The organism is Sinosporangium siamense (assembly GCF_016863435.1).
Taxonomy (GTDB): domain Bacteria; phylum Actinomycetota; class Actinomycetes; order Streptosporangiales; family Streptosporangiaceae; genus Sinosporangium; species Sinosporangium siamense.
In genome coordinates this window covers 93379-109597 of sequence record NZ_BOOW01000041.1, presented here as the reverse complement: position 1 = coordinate 109597, position 16219 = coordinate 93379, and the positions used below count along the sequence as shown (strand labels likewise).

The 16219-nt window shown below is 68.3% G+C and carries 18 protein-coding genes; 12 read left to right on the top strand and 6 right to left on the bottom strand.

Annotated elements, in window-relative coordinates; translation table 11 throughout:
- Positions 1-202: 202 nt before the first annotated feature.
- Both Ssi02_RS30695 and Ssi02_RS30690 read left to right on the top strand, forming a co-directional pair.
- Entirely contained in the window at positions 203-1105 is a 903-nt protein-coding gene (locus Ssi02_RS30695) for an ABC transporter ATP-binding protein (protein ID WP_204031058.1), read from the top strand.
- Positions 1095-1880, top strand: a complete 786-nt coding sequence (locus tag Ssi02_RS30690; RefSeq protein WP_204031057.1) for an ABC transporter permease — start codon at positions 1095-1097, stop codon at positions 1878-1880. The genes Ssi02_RS30695 and Ssi02_RS30690 overlap by 11 nt, the downstream gene beginning before the upstream one ends.
- Here the strand turns inward: Ssi02_RS30690 and Ssi02_RS30685 are convergent.
- Both Ssi02_RS30685 and Ssi02_RS30680 read right to left on the bottom strand, forming a co-directional pair.
- A complete protein-coding gene (locus tag Ssi02_RS30685; protein WP_204031056.1) occupies positions 1861-3198 on the bottom strand; it encodes a glycosyltransferase family 2 protein in 1338 nt (445 codons plus the stop codon). The genes Ssi02_RS30690 and Ssi02_RS30685 overlap by 20 nt on opposite strands.
- A gap of 2 nt (positions 3199-3200) precedes the next feature.
- Positions 3201-3362: a hypothetical protein gene (locus tag Ssi02_RS30680; RefSeq protein ID WP_204031055.1), complete on the bottom strand. Its 162-nt coding sequence runs from the start codon at positions 3360-3362 to the stop codon at positions 3201-3203.
- A gap of 448 nt (positions 3363-3810) precedes the next feature.
- Here Ssi02_RS30680 and Ssi02_RS30675 point away from each other — a divergent pair, with 448 nt between their 5' ends.
- Entirely contained in the window at positions 3811-4032 is a 222-nt protein-coding gene (locus tag Ssi02_RS30675) for a hypothetical protein (protein ID WP_204031054.1), read from the top strand.
- Positions 4033-4143: 111 nt separating this feature from the next.
- Here the strand turns inward: Ssi02_RS30675 and Ssi02_RS30670 are convergent, their stop codons facing one another.
- Positions 4144-4692, bottom strand: coding sequence for a hypothetical protein (locus Ssi02_RS30670; protein WP_204031053.1), 549 nt, complete (start codon positions 4690-4692; stop codon positions 4144-4146).
- 18 nt (positions 4693-4710) lie between these two features.
- Positions 4711-5664, bottom strand: coding sequence for a TIGR03557 family F420-dependent LLM class oxidoreductase (locus Ssi02_RS30665; protein WP_204031052.1), 954 nt, complete (start codon positions 5662-5664; stop codon positions 4711-4713).
- A 148-nt stretch (positions 5665-5812) separates the two neighbouring features.
- On the opposite strand from Ssi02_RS30665, the gene Ssi02_RS30660 reads away from it, so the two are divergent.
- The 6 genes from Ssi02_RS30660 to Ssi02_RS30635 all read left to right on the top strand — a co-directional run bounded on the left by Ssi02_RS30660 (position 5813) and on the right by Ssi02_RS30635 (position 9996).
- Complete coding sequence (locus Ssi02_RS30660; protein WP_204031051.1) at positions 5813-5962, top strand: GPGG-motif small membrane protein; 150 nt, start codon at positions 5813-5815, stop codon at positions 5960-5962.
- Between the two features lie 338 nt (positions 5963-6300).
- Positions 6301-6537, top strand: a complete 237-nt coding sequence (locus tag Ssi02_RS30655; protein WP_204031050.1) for a hypothetical protein — start codon at positions 6301-6303, stop codon at positions 6535-6537.
- A gap of 180 nt (positions 6538-6717) precedes the next feature.
- Positions 6718-7074 carry a DUF485 domain-containing protein gene (locus Ssi02_RS30650; protein ID WP_307825831.1) on the top strand — a complete coding sequence of 119 codons (357 nt, stop codon included), beginning with the start codon at positions 6718-6720 and terminating at the stop codon, positions 7072-7074.
- A gap of 4 nt (positions 7075-7078) precedes the next feature.
- The gene (locus tag Ssi02_RS30645; protein WP_204031049.1) at positions 7079-8683 is read left to right on the top strand and encodes a monocarboxylic acid transporter; all 1605 of its coding nucleotides are present in this window, start codon (positions 7079-7081) and stop codon (positions 8681-8683) included.
- The gene (locus Ssi02_RS30640; protein WP_204031048.1) at positions 8680-9207 is read left to right on the top strand and encodes a YbhB/YbcL family Raf kinase inhibitor-like protein; all 528 of its coding nucleotides are present in this window, start codon (positions 8680-8682) and stop codon (positions 9205-9207) included. The genes Ssi02_RS30645 and Ssi02_RS30640 overlap by 4 nt, the downstream gene beginning before the upstream one ends.
- 69 nt (positions 9208-9276) lie before the next feature.
- Positions 9277-9996: a DJ-1/PfpI family protein gene (locus Ssi02_RS30635; RefSeq protein WP_204031047.1), complete on the top strand. Its 720-nt coding sequence runs from the start codon at positions 9277-9279 to the stop codon at positions 9994-9996.
- A 54-nt stretch (positions 9997-10050) separates the two neighbouring features.
- Here Ssi02_RS30635 and Ssi02_RS30630 read toward each other — a convergent pair whose 3' ends face one another.
- The gene (locus tag Ssi02_RS30630) at positions 10051-11043 is read right to left on the bottom strand and encodes a GlxA family transcriptional regulator (RefSeq protein WP_204031046.1); all 993 of its coding nucleotides are present in this window, start codon (positions 11041-11043) and stop codon (positions 10051-10053) included.
- 71 nt (positions 11044-11114) lie between these two features.
- On the opposite strand from Ssi02_RS30630, the gene Ssi02_RS30625 reads away from it, so the two are divergent.
- Positions 11115-12230, top strand: a complete 1116-nt coding sequence (locus Ssi02_RS30625; protein ID WP_204031045.1) for a M20 family metallopeptidase — start codon at positions 11115-11117, stop codon at positions 12228-12230.
- Between the two features lie 93 nt (positions 12231-12323).
- A complete protein-coding gene (glyA, locus tag Ssi02_RS30620) occupies positions 12324-13631 on the top strand; it encodes a serine hydroxymethyltransferase (protein WP_275410766.1) in 1308 nt (435 codons plus the stop codon).
- A 54-nt stretch (positions 13632-13685) separates the two neighbouring features.
- On the opposite strand, the gene Ssi02_RS30615 is transcribed toward glyA, so the two are convergent.
- Entirely contained in the window at positions 13686-14132 is a 447-nt protein-coding gene (locus Ssi02_RS30615) for a serine hydrolase (RefSeq protein ID WP_204031043.1), read from the bottom strand.
- Positions 14133-14627: 495 nt separating this feature from the next.
- Here Ssi02_RS30615 and Ssi02_RS30610 point away from each other — a divergent pair, with 495 nt between their 5' ends.
- Positions 14628-16172 (top strand): carboxylesterase/lipase family protein, encoded by a 1545-nt coding sequence (locus Ssi02_RS30610; protein WP_204031042.1) that lies wholly within the window; start codon positions 14628-14630, stop codon positions 16170-16172.
- Positions 16173-16219: the final 47 nt, after the last annotated feature.

The following is a 16219-nucleotide window of genomic DNA, read 5'->3' as shown; positions in this document are numbered from 1 at the left end:
CGTCCCGCCCTTTCGTCCCGGATGTAGCTGTCATGAGGTAGTGGTGCGGGAGGGGCGGTTGTTACAGAAGATCTTGCTCTGAGGCTCGGAAACGGAGGCCCTGCAGTACGCGCCATGCGGGGATATGGCCGGATTTTCCGGTAGGCGAGCCCTTGCTTCGTGTTGGATGTCACAAGCACGAGAACGGGGGTTTGCAACAGACGTGATTGCCTACAATATCCAGAACCTGAGAAAGACCTACCGGCGGCAAACCCGCCCCGCCACGGATGACATCACCTTCCAGATCCCTCAAGGGGAGATCTTCGGCCTGCTCGGCGACAACGGAGCGGGCAAGACCACACTGGTGCGGCAGATGGTTAACCTCCTCCAGCCGGACTCCGGCCGCATCATGCTGTTCGGCAAGGACATCCGGGAGGAGCCGGACTACGTGTCCGGTCTCGTCGGCTATATGCCGCAGAGCGGGGCGGCGCTCAACCGGCTCACCGTGGGGGAGGCCGTCTACTTCACCGCCCACCTGCGGGGGCTGAGCAGGAGCGCGGCGCGGGCCGAGCGCGACCGGCTGCTGGAGGTGTGGCGGATCGAGCAGGTCAAGGACAAGTGGAGCGGCCAGTTGTCGGGCGGCCAGCGCCGCCTGATGCAGCTCGCGGTCGCGATGGCGGGCTCACCGCCGGTGCTGGTCGTGGACGAGCCGACCAACGACCTCGACCCAGTGAACAAAAAGCACGTCTGGGACGTGCTGCGGGAGTGGAACACCAGCTACGGGACCACCGTCGTCCTCATCACGCACGACGCGGTGGAGGCGGAGAAGGCGATCCAGCGGGTGGCGATCGTACGGGACGGCAGGTTCATCGCGCTCGGCACACCCGCTGAACTGCGCGCCGGGATCGCCCTCCAGGTGCACGTGGAGCTGACGTTCGCGCCCGGCGCTCAAGCCGAGTTACCGGCGGGCTTCGAGCCGCGGCAGGTCGCCGCGGACACCTGGTCGATCTCCATCGACCAGGGGGAGGTGCCGCCCTTCATGGCCAAGCTCGACTACACCGACGTCGTCGACATCCGCCTGCAGTCCGCCACACTTGAGGATCTCTACCTTCACTATGTCTCTTAGTCCGAACAGCGCCGTCTCTCTTGACCGCAAAAGGCAGGCCGTACACATCCAGCTTGCCGACCTGCTCCTCATCCAGTTGTCGAACTATCGGTGGTCGTGGCGGGGGATGGTCGTCACCGGGGTGGCAGCCCCGCTGATGACCCTTGTCGCGGTCGGCCTGCCGGCGAAGCAGTACGGCACGGACGCCCTGGCCTATGTCCTGGTCGGCAGCATCGTGTTGTCGTTGATGTTCCAGATCATGAACCAGGTCGCCCACAACTTCTCCTTCATGAAGGCGATGGGCATGCTGGACTACTTCGCCACGCTTCCCGTCTACCGGTTCCTGCTCATCATCGCGACCGTGCTGGCCTTTCTGCTGATGGCCGTGCCGTCGCTGCTGGTCACGCTCGTCTTCGGGGTCCTGGTGCTCGGGGTTCCGCTTCAGATCAGCCCGCTGGCCCTGGTCGTCATCCCCCTCTGCGCGTTGCCGCTCGCGGGCATCGGGGCGCTGATCGGCCTGACGGCGCCCAGCCCGCAGGAAGTGGGGCCGTTCACCCTGCTCCTCACCATCGTGCTGCTCTTCCTCGGGCCCGTGGTGCTGCCACCGGTGACCCTGCCCGACTGGCTGCTCGCCCTGGGCCATGTCAGCCCGTCGGGCTATGCCGCCTCGGCGCTACGGCAGGCGATGGTGGGGCCGGTCACCGGGAGGCTCTGGCTAGACCTGGCGGTGCTCGCCGGGCTGGCGGCAGCCGTACTGTGGGCGGTGGGCCGGAAGATCACCTGGCAGCCGCGTTAGAGGAGGGGGCGGTGACCTCGACCGTGCGGCGGGTGTTCCAGCCGACGTTCAGGCAGGTGGCGATGGCATACCAGCGCAGCACCCGCAGCACGGTGAGGGACCAGACGGTCACCAGCGGCGCGAGAGCGAAGGTGGCCAGCTGCTCGGCCAAGGTCTGGTCGGAGCGGCGGACGGTGAGGAACCGCAGAGCCTGCGAGTAGCTGAGCAGCACCAGCACCAGCGCCAGCCACGGCATGATGGCGAGCACCTCGGCGGGGCGCAGCAGGACCACCGCGACGAACGCGGTCGTCGACACCAGCAGGTGCAGCCAGGTGAAAAAGTGGGCCCAGTAGGCATATGAGCGGAGCGGCAGATAGCGGAAACGCCACCAGCTCCGGATGAAGGAGCCGCGCATCCACCGGACATATTGCCGGACGTGGTGGCCCACGGTCTCCGGCATCGCGGTGAAGGCGAATGCCGTCGGCTGCTGCACGCTCGCGCCGCGGCGCAGCGCGTAGAGCGGAAGCATGGAGTCGTCGGAGAAACGCACCTCGCGGCCGAAGAACCGCTCGTTGAGATAGCCGTGCGCGTGGTCGCGCACCAGGCCGGCCCGGTAGGCCGCGAACGAGCCGGTGTTGACCATGACGCTCCGCATCGCCGACAGCGCCGAACGCTGGGTGAGCATGCTGCTGACGGCCCAGAGGTCGATCAGCCGGGTGATCAGATTGCGGTCGTGGTTGGCGGTGAGCACCAGACCGCCCACCGACATCACCTTCGGATCGCGGAAAGGCTTGACGATCTCCGCGATGGCCGTGGGAGTGAGCTGCGTGTCGGAGTCGAGCGTGATGAACAACTCGGCGTCTGGGCACGCGGTGAGGGCCGCGATCTGAGCGTGGCGTTTGCCGCGGTTGGGGGTCCTGACCCAGACGAGGTGGATACCGGCCGCGGCGGCCTCGGCCTGCAGCCTGCCGTGCACCGCCGTGTAGTCCGCGGCGTCGGAGCCGTCGTCCACGACATAGACCAGGTCGGGCGGGCGGGTCTGGTGCAGCAGGGTGAGCAGGCATTCCTCCAGCAGCGCCGGGTCCTCGTTGTAGACGGGCACGCTGACGAGGATGGGTCCCTTGACCTCGCCCTCTCCTGCTAAGGGCCGCTCAAGCGAGGCGAGGAGCAGTTGCCAGGCCAGATAGACGAACATCCAGAGAAAGACGATTTTCCACCCCCTCCCTTCCGGGAGGTCGGCGAGGGACACGACATGCGTGGCACCCCAGGCCGCGACGACCAGCAGCAGTAAGGCGGGGATGGCCACACTGCCCCGCCCCGCACGACGGGCTGTTCTCATCGTCAGTCGCTGATCTGCATGTCCCGGCGCCACGCGAGCCTCAGGAGCAGCGCGGCCATGCCCACGATCGCCAGCACGATCCCAAACAGCCACGTCTGTTCCAGCACCATGCCGGCGATGCCGACACCGGCACCGACCGTCGAGAAACTCTCGTAGTAGTCCATCGGATTTCTCCTGCTCAACCTGTGGTGTGCGTCCGCCAGTATCGATCGGGAGCTGGGATTAGGGCTGAATACCTTTCCTAAAAATCTAAAAAACCGGTCCAATCTCTGGGGGAGAGTGAAGGAAGGGAAAAGGCTTCTTGCGGGCGGCTCCGGCGGGGGGCGGATGCGGGGAATCGCAGATCAGTGGAGGCAGGCGGGAGCGCCGCTGGGTTCCGCGGGACGCCACCGGAAGCGCTTGCCGACTCTGTCCCATGAGGCACGACTGCCCCGTGAGCCGCACCCCTTGATCCCCGGGGCGGAAATTCCCTGGTCAGAGCATGTGGCGATGACGAAAGTCGCGCTTTCATCGCAATAAGGGGATAGATCGGTGCTTAGTGCGGTATAGCGACAGGACGTGTTCCCGGCGGCAGCGCCACCCGAGGCCAGGGGCCGCCAGAGAGGAAGGATCATGTCCGAGCACAGACCACGTCCGCAGACCGAAGTGGCGGCACCCCGCAAAGTCGCCCGCATCAGGATCGGATCCTTCGCATTGGTCCTGCTGTTCGGCCTGGGGGTGCTCACCTGGGTCGCCGGGGTCTACTGGTTGACCATCGTCCTCGCGGTGGCCTTCGTCGCCGTGGCCGTCGGTATCACCCTGGCATCGTGGCACGCATCAGGCGAGGCCGGATAGGGCGAAGCCGGGATACGCCGACCGCCGTGGCTTTCGCCGTACGGCACAGCCAGAGCCGTACGGCACAGCCGGAGCCGTACGGCACAGCCGGATCGGCCGCGCACCGGCCGGTCAGCCGATGCCGGCACCGAGATGCACGGGCACGGGACGGGGCTCGGCCTCTTCCTCAAGGCGGGGGACGAGCCTCTGGCCGCGCACTTGGTCGTTGTGCAGGATCGCCAGGCAGGCACCGAAGACCACGTGCCCGAGGCCCATCACCAGGGGCCGTCCGGGCCGGTCTTCGGAGATCGGCGGAAGAATGTCCAGGGCGGGCAACCCGGCTTGATATCCGGCGATCCAGATGGCTACGCCATACCCCACTCCCAGGGACACGGGAACCCGCCGCTTCCCGGCGGCCATTGAGAACAGGCCGCCCAGACCCGCTCCGAAGGCGAAGTGAGCGAGAATCGCGAGAGGGCTCTCGTACTTCTTGGGCCGGCGCTTGTGCCCGGGTAGTCCCGCACGCATAACGTGTTTCGGCGGGTGCTCAGGCAGCAGCCCCATGCGGCGGCCGAGTTCCATGACGGCACTCATGGCGGCGGTGGCGATCACGCCGTCGCTCGCTCCACGCGCCGCGTTCGCGAGAACGCGGGACTGCAGTGATGTTTGGACGGTTGACATGTGCACTCCTCCTGTCGGTCAGCGGAGTCGAGGCAGGACCTCGTTGGCGTAGAAAGTGAAGAACTCCTCCTGGTCGGGGCCGATCTGGTTGATGTAGATCTCGTCGTATCCCGCGTCGACGTAGTCCCGGATCGCCGCCACGTGCACCTCGGGGTCGGGACCGCAGGGGGAGCCGTTCACTGCGGACTCCTCCGTCACCATCTCGGCGAGTTGTGAGAAGTGGCGGGGAAGCGGAAGGATCTGCGAAGCCTCTCCCTTGATGCCCTGGGTGGGCCACAGCCGGTGCACGGTTTTGCGGGCTTGCGCCGCGTCCTGCCCGTAGCAGACCTTGATGCCGCCCTGGGTGATCTTGTCTCGTCCGCCTGCCTTGCGGAACTGCTCGATCAGTTCGGCGTTCGGGGCAGTCGACACGAAACCGTCGGCGACCTGCGCGGCCACCACTGCCGCCTTCTCCCCGAAGGCCGACATGTAGATGGGCGGGGCTTCCTGTGGGTGGGTGTAGAGGCGGGCGGTATCCACGTTGTAGTGCTTGCCGTGGTGTGTCACCAGCTGACCGGTGAACAGGCGCTTCATGAGGATTATGGCTTCCTCCAGCATCTCCAGCCGTACTTCGGCCGGTGGCCAGCGCGACTCCAGGATGTGCTCGTTGAGGTTCTCACCCGTGCCCACGCCCAACCGGAACCTGCCGTCGCTGATGACGGCGCAGGTCGCCGCGGCCTGGGCGACGATCACGGGGTGGATCCGGATCAGCGGGCATGTGACCGCCGTGGTGATCGGGAGCGACGTATGGGTGGCGATCGCCCCGATAACCGCCCACACGAAGGGGCTGTGCCCTTGTTCGTCAAGCCATGGGTGGAAGTGGTCGGATATCCAGAGCCCCTCGAAACCCGCCCGTTCCGCCAGGCGGGCCTGGTGGAGTAGTTCCTTCGGTCCGTGTTCCTCGGCGGCGAGGAAGTAGCCGAAGCGTGTCATGGGGGCACTCCTTCCAGTTTGGAGCGGTCCGTCGGGAGTGGTGTGCCCTACCCCGTGACGTGCGGACAAAGCCTCACCTAGGCGGGTATCTCCGGAGCGTTGACGCCAAATAGGGATAGATAGGTAGGAAGCTGGGCAGGTCGCCATTATGGGTACATTGCTTTGGCTGATCGCAGTCGCACTGGTCATCGGCGGTATCTACGTGATCATCGCCCGTCGTCAACTTCTCTGGGGGATCGTGCTGATCGTCCTAGGGTTCCTCGTCGGACCCGGTGGCGTGAGCATCTTCCACCCTTGACCCCCCATGCCGTCCTCACCACCGCACCCCCGCCGCGCCGTCCCCAAGAGCGCGGCACGCGGCCCAGCGTCTGTGCGCCCTCCGCCTGAGCTGAAGGCAACACCAGACGCAACGACCACATCAAACACAAACCACGACGATCGGTCGGTACGGCAGAAGCCGTACCGGCCGATGCCGTACCAGGCTCTGCCGTACATGCCGGAGTACCGGCCGCACGTGGGGCGTCAGGGGTAACCTTCTCCCGTGACCGGTTGATCTCGTGCGTCTCCGCTTCCGCCGGAGGTTACGGGAGGGGCTTCGTTGACCCAGAGGTTGCGCGGCCAGAGGCCCGGGCGGGCGTGGCGCTCGACCTCGCCACCGGCATGAGCATGGAGGTCGCGCCGCGCAAGCAGGGGAGCGGCGCCACGGCTCCCGACGCCGTCTGCGGCGAACGCGGCGAATCGCATCCCGGTGGCCTGATCGTCATGCTGCGGCCCGCCGGCGAGGTGACCTTCGTGGGCACGGCAGACGGGAAAATCCACCGGCGTGTGCCGGTGGGCACGCCCCCGGTGTCGGTGCTCGTGCTTCCACGCTGAGCCGTTCCCTGTCTTTCTGGCTGAAAAGTATCGCCACGTGTCCCGCCAGCCACTCGCTGGTCTCCCTCCGCAGCGCGGACACTGACTCCCAAGCTCGCCGACCAGCAACGACCCCGCTTTCCCGGTCGGCGGCGGCCCACCCGTGTGGGCCACCAGGGGTTGGATCCACTCGGAGGCACCGTGGACATCGCCGAAGACACCACCGAGTCCAGGCCGGAGACCGGCAGACAAAGGCCGGAGACCAGTTGGCAGGAAATCCAAAGGAGCTCCGAGTTCGTCGAACTGCGCCGCAGGCAGCGCGGCTTCGCCTTTCCACTGACCGCGTTCTTCCTGGCCTGGTATCTCCTCTACGTGCTGCTGGCCGACTACGCACACGAATTCATGGCCACCAAAGTCGTCGGCAACATCACGCTCGGCCTGGTGCTTGGTCTCCTGCAGTTCGTGTCCACCTTCCTGATCAGCGCCGCCTACGTGTGGTTCGCCAATCGCCGGCTGGACCCGGTCGTCGACGACATCCGGCAGCGAGTCGAGGTCTGATCACATGGACAACAGCAATCCGGTCGTGAACATCGGGATCTTCGCCGTGTTCGTCGCCATCACCCTGGTCGTCGTGTTCCGTGTGAACCGCGGCCCCAGTTCCGCCGCCGGCTTCTACACCGGTGACAACGCCTTCACCGGCAGGCAGAACGGCGTCGCCCTCGCCGGCGACTACCTGTCGGCCGCGGCCTTCCTCGGCATCACCGGCGCCATCGCCCTGAACGGCTACGACGGTTTCCTCTACTCGATCGGCTTTCTCGTCGCCTGGCTCGTCGCGCTGCTGCTCGTCGCCGAGCTGCTGCGCAACACCGGCCGCTTCACGATGGCCGACGTGCTCAGCTTCCGCATGCGTCAGCGCCCGGTGCGCACGGCGGCGGCGCTCTCCACCCTCGCCGTGACCTTCTTCTACCTGCTCGCCCAGATGAACGGCGCGGGCGGCCTGGTCGCCCTGCTGCTCGGCGTGGTCGACGAGGTGGGACAGGCCGTGACCGTCTCGGTGGTCGGCGTCGTGATGATCGTCTACGTGCTGATCGGCGGCATGAAGGGCACCACCTGGGTCCAGATCATTAAGGCGGTGCTGCTGATCGCGACGGCGTTCGTGATGGCGGTCTGGATCCTCGGCCGCTACGGCTTCAACCTCTCCGCCCTGCTCGGCGACGTGGTGCGCCTCGGCGGGGAGAACGGCGAAGCCATGCTGGCCCCGGGCAAAATGTATGGCGCGACCGACGTCACCAGGGCAGACTTCCTCTCGCTCGGCATCACGCTCGTGCTTGGCACAGCCGGCCTCCCGCACGTGCTGATGCGCTTCTACACCGTGCCCGACGCCAAGGAGGCCCGGCGTTCCGTCGTGTGGGCGATCGGCCTGATCGGCGGGTTCCTGCTGATGACGATGGTGCTCGGCTACGGCGCCGCGGCCCTGGTGGGCTCGGAGCGCATTCTCGGCGCCCCCGGCAAGGCCAACTCCGCGATTCCGCTGCTGGCCGCCGAACTCGGCGGACCGGCACTGCTCGGCCTGGTCGCCGCGGTGGCGTTCGCGACGATCCTGGCCGTCGTCGCCGGGCTGACGATCACCGCTGCGGCGTCGTTCGCCCACGACATCTACCTGAACGTCATCAAAAGGAACGCACGCGACGCCGGCGCGTCCCAGCTGACCGTCGCCCGCTGGGCGGTGGTGGTCATCGGCCTCGTCTCGATCGCCGGCGGGATCGTGACCAACGGTCAGAATGTCGCGTTCCTCGTGGCCCTGGCCTTCGCGGTGGCCGCGTCCGCGAACCTGCCGACGCTGCTCTACTCGCTGTTCTGGCGGCGCTTCACCACGACCGGCGCACTATGGAGCATCTACGGCGGCCTGGCCACCACCATGACGCTGATCGTCTTCTCGCCCGTCGTCTCCGGCAGCCCGACTTCCATCTTCCCCTCGGCCGACTTCGCCTGGTTCCCCCTGTCCAACCCCGGCATCATCTCGATTCCGCTGTCCTTCCTGCTCGGCTACCTCGGCACCGTGTTGTCCGCCGAGCGGCCCGACGCCGTGAAACACGCCGAGATGGAAGTCCGCGCGCTGACGGGATTGGGCGCCGAGCACGCCACCGCCACGAAAGGAAGCGCATGAACCTCGACCGTCCGCCCGCTCCCGACCCCTACTGCCTCCTGCCGCCGGTCCCGTCCTTCCCGCTCACGTCGGCGGACGTCGCCGACGGGAAGGCTCTGCCGTACGCGCACACCCTGGACGGGGCGGACCTCTCCCCGCAGCTGAGCTGGTCGGGATTCCCGGCGGCGACACGCAGCTTTGTGATCAGCTGCTTTGACCCGGACGCGCCCACCCCGTCGGGTTTCTGGCACTGGACGGCGGTGAACATCCCGGGCGCGACAACCGAGCTGGTCACCGGCGCGGGCACAGGTGACGAGACGCTCCCACCTGGTGCGTTTCACATCCGCAACGACTTCGGCACCCACGCGTACGGCGGAGCCGCGCCGCCGGCCGGTGACCGCGACCACCGCTACTACTTCGCCGTGCACGCGGTCGGCGTCGAGCGCCTCGACCTCACGCCCGACGTCACACCGGCCGCGGCGGCGTTCACCCTTCTTTTCCACACCCTCGCCAGAGGCATCGTCGTCCCCGTGTACTCGCGTTGAGCGGGTGCCGGGAGCAGCGTGACCGGCATAACCAACCATGACCACCAAGGCGAACGGAGCCCAAAACCGATGATTCCGCACGACCGGCACCTGAAGATCGGGTCGTTTCTTTTCGAGGGCCTCGACCAGATCGACCTGACCGGGCCGTTCGAAGTGCTCTCCCAGATCCCGAACTCCACCTACTCGGTGTTCGGCAAGACGACCGACCCCGTCCGGGACATCCACGGTCTGAAGCTGACGGCAGACGCCACGCTGGCCGAGGCGCCGCAGCTCGACGTGCTGCACGTGCCCGGCGGCTTCGGGCAGGAGGCGCTGATGGAGGACGACGAGGTGCTGGACTGGGTCCGGCGCCAGGCCCTGGGCGCGCATTCCGTGTTCTCCGTGTGCACGGGAGCGCTCATCTGCGGCGCCGCCGGCCTGCTCGTGGGTCGGCGCGCGACGACGCACTGGTCGGCGTTCCACCTGCTGCCCTATTTCGGCGCGACCCCCGTCGACGAGCGTGTCGTCGTCGACGGGAACTGGGTCTTCGCCGCCGGCGTCACGGCGGGCATCGACGGTGCCCTGCGCCTGGCCGCCGGACTCCGCGGCAGGCGGGCCGCCGAACGCATCCAGCTCGCCATGCAATATGCGCCGGAGCCGCCGTTCGACAGCGGGACACCGCAGTCCGCGCCCGCCGAGGTGCTGGAGGCGGCCCGGGTCTCGGTGGCGAAGCTGACCGCTCAGCGCGAGGAGACCGCGCGGCGGGCCGCCAAGAGGCTCGGGGTGGACCTTCCGGACACCGCGGGCTGATCGGGTGGGTACGGTGCCCCCGGCCATGCGCCAGGGGCACCGTACTCCGCCATGTCAGGCCGGCGTGTGCCCTGACGCGTGCGCGCTGCCGTTCGGTGTGGTGCGGAAGGCCCGGCGGTAGTCCGACGGGGAGATGTGCACAAGCTCGCGGAACCTCCGCCGGAAGGCCACCGTCGACTCGAACCCGCATCGGGTGGCGATCTGGGCGACCGTGAGGTCGGACGCCTCAAGCAGCCGCTGCGCCCGCAGGACGCGCTGGCGCGCGACCCACTTCCACGGCGAGGTCCCGAACTGCGCCCGGAAGTGGCGCCCGAAGGAACGGGTGCTGTAGCCGATGTGGCCGGCCATCTCCGCGACACTCAACGGCCGCTCCAGCCGGTCGTCGAGCCAGCTCAGCAGCCGCGCCATGTCGATGGTGGGCGTGACGGGGTGGGGGAGGCGGTGCTCGACGAACTGGGCCTGGTCACCGGCCCGGTGCGGCGCGACCAGGGTGCGCCGGGCGATCCTGTTGGCCACCTCGGCGCCGAAGTCGTTGCGCACGATGTGCAGGCACAGGTCGATGCCCGCGGCGACACCTCCCGAGGAGAGCACGTCGCCGTCGTCGACGTAGAGGACGTTCGCCTCGACCTTCGCCGCCGGGAACAGGCGGCTCATGTCGTCGGCGACCGCCCAGTGGGTGGTCGCGCGCCTGCCGTCGAGCAGGCCGCTGTGCCCCAGGGCGAAGGCTCCGGTGCAGATCGACACCATCCGGGCGCCCCTGGCCGCGGCCCCGCGGAGCGCCGACACCGTGGCGGTGGGCAGCGGGTCGGTGATGGGGCCGTAGCCCGGGACGATCACGGTGTCGGCGTGGCCGAGCAGCTCTAGTCCGCCCTGGCCGGTGACGGTCACGCCGCAGGCGGTGCGCACCGGCGCGCCGCCTGCGGTGCACACCTGGAACTCGTATTGCGCCGGATCGGGATCACGGTGCCGATGCCCGAAGAACTGCGACGCCGCACCGAAGTCCAGCAGGACCAGCTCGTCGAGAGCGAGGACGACAACTCGATGCATGGCGGGAAAGTATCACAGAATGTCACTTGCGCCACTCCCTCCAGGAGCGGGACGCCGTGGAGGATCGGGGCATGAGTGAAGCCGTCGCCTTGACCAGGCGCCTTGTCGCGCTCGACACCGCCGGGCACGGGGAGAACGAGGCCGTCGCCGTACTCGCCCCACTGCTCGGAGATGCGGGATTCGACGTGCGGACCGTCGAACACGCGCCAGGCCGGGGCGGTCTCGTCGCGGAGTGGGCGATCGACCGGGATGTGCCGCCGCTCTGCCTCTCCGGGCATCTGGACACCGTCCCGCTCGGGGCCCGGCCATGGCGGCACGACCCGCACGCGGGCGAGGCGGACGGCGACCGCCTTTACGGCCGCGGCACCAGCGACATGAAGGGCGGAGTGGCCGCGATCGTGACGGCGGCCACCCGGCTTACGTCCGGGCGCGCCCGCCGGGCCGGGATCCGGATCGTGCTGACCGCTGCCGAGGAGACGGGGTGCGACGGCGCACGAGCCGCGGTGCCGCTCCTGCGGGGCCGGCCCGGCGGGCCGCTGATGATCACCGAGCCGACCGGCAACTCCGTCGCCTACGGCCACAAGGGAGCACTGTGGCTCAAAGGCCACGCCGCCGGGGTCACCGCGCACGGATCGATGCCGTCGCTCGGTGTGAACGCGGTCGTACGGCTCGCGCACGCCGCCGTGCGGCTGGACGGCCACACGTTTCCCGACGCGCCGCACCTGGTGATGGGCGCCCCGACGCTCAACGTCGCCACGTTCCACGGCGGGCTCAATACGAACTCCGTACCGGATCGGGCGGAGATGACGCTCGACGTGCGAACCGTCACCGGGCAGCGGCACGACGTCGTGGCGGAGGAGCTGGCTGCCTGCGCCGGGCCGTATGTGGAGTGGGAGCCGCTGGTCGACGTGCCCGCGGTGTGGACGGACCCGGACGGCGAGTGGGCGGCCTCTGTGGCCGCCGCCGTTCAGGCGATCACCGGCGTGCCGCAGGGTGAGCCGAGGGCGATGACGTTCTTCACCGACGCCGCGGTGCTCGCGCCCGCGCTCGGATCCGTGCCGACGGTGATCTGCGGGCCCGGCGAACCGGACCAGGCGCACGTCACCGATGAATGGTGTTCGATGCGACGGATCGCCGAGTCGGTAGCGATCGTCGAGCAAATCTGCCGGTCCTGGTGTGAGTTGTAGGCGGTGGGTTCACCGCCGTCGGGAGGCGGATCGGTGAGACCATCGACGCCGCCGGTCACTGTGCCGCGAAGCTGCGAACTAAGGAAGACCATGATTCAATCAACCGCCTCGATTCTCAACGCCTCCCTGCGTGAGCTCGACCCGGAGGTGGCCGAGCTCATCGACCGCGAGCTCGCCCGCCAGCAGACGGGCCTGGAAATGATCGCCTCGGAGAACCACGCCCCCCTCGGCGTGATGGAGGCGCAGGGCTCGGTGCTGACCAACAAGTACGCCGAGGGTTATCCCGGGCGCCGCTACTACGGCGGCTGCGAGCACGTCGACGAAATCGAGCGGCTCGCGATCGAGCGCGTCACCGGGCTGTTCGGGGCGAAGTTCGCCAACGTGCAGCCGCACTCCGGCGCGCAGGCCAACGCGGCCGCCATGCAGGCGCTGATCGACCCCGGGGACACGATCCTCGGCCTGTCGCTCGCCCACGGCGGGCATCTCACCCACGGAATGCGGATCAACTTCTCGGGGCTGCTCTACAAGGTCGTTCCGTACGAGGTCACCGAGCACGACCTTCAGGTGGACATGGAGCAGGTGGCCCGGCTTGCCCGCGAGCACCGGCCTCGGCTCGTCATCGCCGGGTGGTCGGCCTATTGCAGGCAGCTGGACTTCGCTAGGTTCCGCGCGATCTGCGATGAGGTGGGGGCCTTCCTGATGGTGGACATGGCGCATTTCGCGGGGCTTGTCGCCGCGGACCTGTATCCCTCACCGGTGCCGCACGCGCACGTCACCACGTCGACCACGCACAAGACGCTCGGTGGCCCGCGCGGCGGGTTCATCCTCACAAACGACTCCGACCTCGCGAAGAAGGTCAACTCCGCGGTCTTCCCCGGCCAGCAGGGCGGGCCGCTGGAGCACGTGATCGCGGCCAAGGCCGCCGCGTTCCTGATGGCGGCCCGGCCGGAGTTCGCCGAGCGTCAGCGGCGGACCCTGACCGGCGCCCGGATCATCGCCGACCGGCTCACATGCGACGACACCGCCGCCGCCGGGATCAAAGTGCTCACCGGCGGCACCGACGTACATTTGGTGCTGGTCGACCTCACCGCGTCGGCCATGAACGGCAAGCAGGCCGAGGACCGGCTCGCCGCGGTGGACATCACGGTCAACCGCAACGCCGTGCCGTTCGACCCCCGTCCGGCGATGGTCACCTCAGGGCTGCGCATCGGGACCGCCGCCCTGGCCACACGCGGGTTCGAGGCCGAGGCGTTCGCCGAGGTCGCCGACATCATCGCCCGCGCCCTGGTGCTGCCCGCCGAGTCGCCGGCCCACGACCCGGCCGTCCTGGCGCTCCGCGCCGAGGTCCGCAAGCTGGCCCGCAGGCACCCGCTCTACCCCGGGCTCGGCTCCTCGGCGTGACCGGTCCCGAGCGGCATACGGCACAGCCGTGTTCTTCGGCTCGTGCCGTATCGGTTATAGGTCGCAGAGGGTGGTGGTGATCAGTTCCTGGGCTGCGCCGAGTGATGGGGTGGGGTGCTGGTTGAGGGCGATTGTCGCCTGTCTGCCGTCGGGAGTGGTGGCGGAGATGGTGCGATATCCGAAGAAGGAGCCGCGGTGCCCCCACCACTCGCCCTTGCAGCCTTGGAGGGCTGTTTTGTAGACGCCGAGCCCGGATTGGGCGCCCGGCCACATGCGGGCGGGGTCGGCGGGCACGGTCGAGCGCATCGCCGAGAGTTCGGCGGGGCGCAGGAGCCTGCCGTTCAGCAGGGCCGCGAAGAAGCGGTTGACGTCGGCGGGGGTCGAGATGAGGGCCCCCGAGGCGCCCGCACTTGTCGCGTTCCACGCGGTGACCTCGTGCAGCGTGGTGCCGTCGGGCAGGTCGACGGCAAGTGTCGCGCCCGGCACGCCCCCGCCGCGCACCAGGGCGTCGAGCCTGCTCTGCCGCGCCGCCTTGTCGCAGCGGGCCGGGGCCGCCTACGCCGCGGCTGTCAGGGCCGCCATCGCTGAGTCCAACGCCGTTGTCACCGTCAGGACTCTTGCGATCTTGCGTATGCTCATGCTCAGAGCCTGGTGTGAACGCCTCAGGCGTCACATCGGTCAAATGGTCACCCCGGTTCCCGCCGGGGGAGGAGGAGCCCTTCTCCCCGAGGGAGGAGCAGCGGTCGTATCCCCCGATTTCGGCTGTGACGCTAAGTGTATAAGAGCGTACCCTTGGTCCACTTATTTCACGATAAATCTGGATTCGCGAAACTTGCTCATATTTCTTGGCTCGTGTCATGAACGGGACATGTGGGGCGTTCGAACCTTGTCGCGAGGGTTGCCGGATAGGCGCCAGCGCGAGAGGAGAGCAAGGTGCGAACGTACGTACGACGAGCCGCCATTGCGATCACAATGGCGTGCACGGCGGTGTTGGCCGTGCCGACGTCGAACGCGCTAGCCCTACCTGCCCTCGCCGAACCCGATTCCGGCGACGACGCGGTCAGCGCCGTCGTGCGCACCGACGCCGGCCCGGTCCGGGGCACCGTAGCCGGCACCCACCGGCGATTCCAGGGCATTCCCTACGCAGCGCCCCCCGTCGGCAATTTGCGCTGGCGTGCCCCCCAGCCCCCCGCACCGTGGCATGAGACACGCGACGTCACCAAACCCGGAGCCGTGTGCGCCCAGTTGCCGGCGCCGCTTAGGGGAGCGGAGGGCAGCGAGTCGGAGGACTGCCTCTATCTCAATGTCTTCACCCCGCGCCGGACCGATCATCCCAAGCCGGTCATGGTGTGGGTGCACGGAGGTGGGTTCGTCTCCGGTTCGGGTGGCGACTACAACGCGGCACGCATTGTTGAGCAGGGCGATATCGTCGTGGTGACCATCAACTACCGCGTGGGGGTGCTCGGCTACTTCGGCCACCAGGGCCTTCCCGGCTCTGGCACGTTCGGCCTTCAGGACCAGCAGGCCGCCCTGCGGTGGGTCCGGCGCAACGCCGCCGCCTTCGGCGGTGACCCGCGCAACGTCACCCTCCTCGGCGAGTCCGCCGGCGGCATGAGCACGTGCGCGCAACTCGTCTCGCCCGGCGCGATGGGGCTGTTCCACAAGGCCATCATCCAGAGCGGCGCCTGCACCATCAGCTGGCCGCGCGGCGGCCTGCAGCCGGGCATCCCCGAGGGCAGCCAGTGGGCACCCGTCGACGAGATCAACAATCTTGGGGCGGCGTTGATGGCCTCACAGCGCTGCACCACCGTGAACTGCCTGCGCCGGGTGCCCGTGGCGGCCATCATGAACGACCCGCTCGCACCCGGCCTCGCCCGGCCCGCCTACCGAACCTCCGTGCTCCCCGAGCACCCCGGGGTGTCACTCACCACCGGGCGGTTCCACCGCGTACCCATCATGATGGGGACGACCCGGGACGAGCACCGGCTTTATGTGTCCTGGATGTACGGCAACGGCATCGACGAGGCCCGCTACACCTCACTGCTGGCCACGTCCTTCGGCGACAAGGCCCCCCTGGTCGCCGAGCGTTACCCGGTCCACGCCTACCCGTCACCCGGCATGGCCTGGGCGTCCGCCATGACCGACCGGATCTGGAGCTGCCCCACCTTAAGTGGCAATCGCTCCGTGGCCAAGCATGTGCCGACATATGCCTATGAGTTCGCCGACAGACAGGCGCCCAACCTCTTTCCCCGGGTAACGGCACCCGGGTTCCCCTTGGGCGCCTATCACGGCTCGGAGCTGCCCTACCTGTTCCCGGTCCCCGGCGGAGACCTGAACCAGGCACAGGCCGTGCTTTCCCGACAGGTCACGAAATATTGGACCAGATTCGCCCGCACCGGCGACCCCAACGGCCTCGGCTCCCCCCACTGGGCCCGCTTCAGCGGAAACAACGCCCAGACTTTCACCACCGGCCTACAGGGCATCCACCCGGTCAACTTCGCCTCCCGCCACCAGTGCTCCTTCTGGGACGGGCTCACCTGAACCGTATCCGGCCCCGCCAGGAAGGCCCCTCGCCGTACGGCATGAGC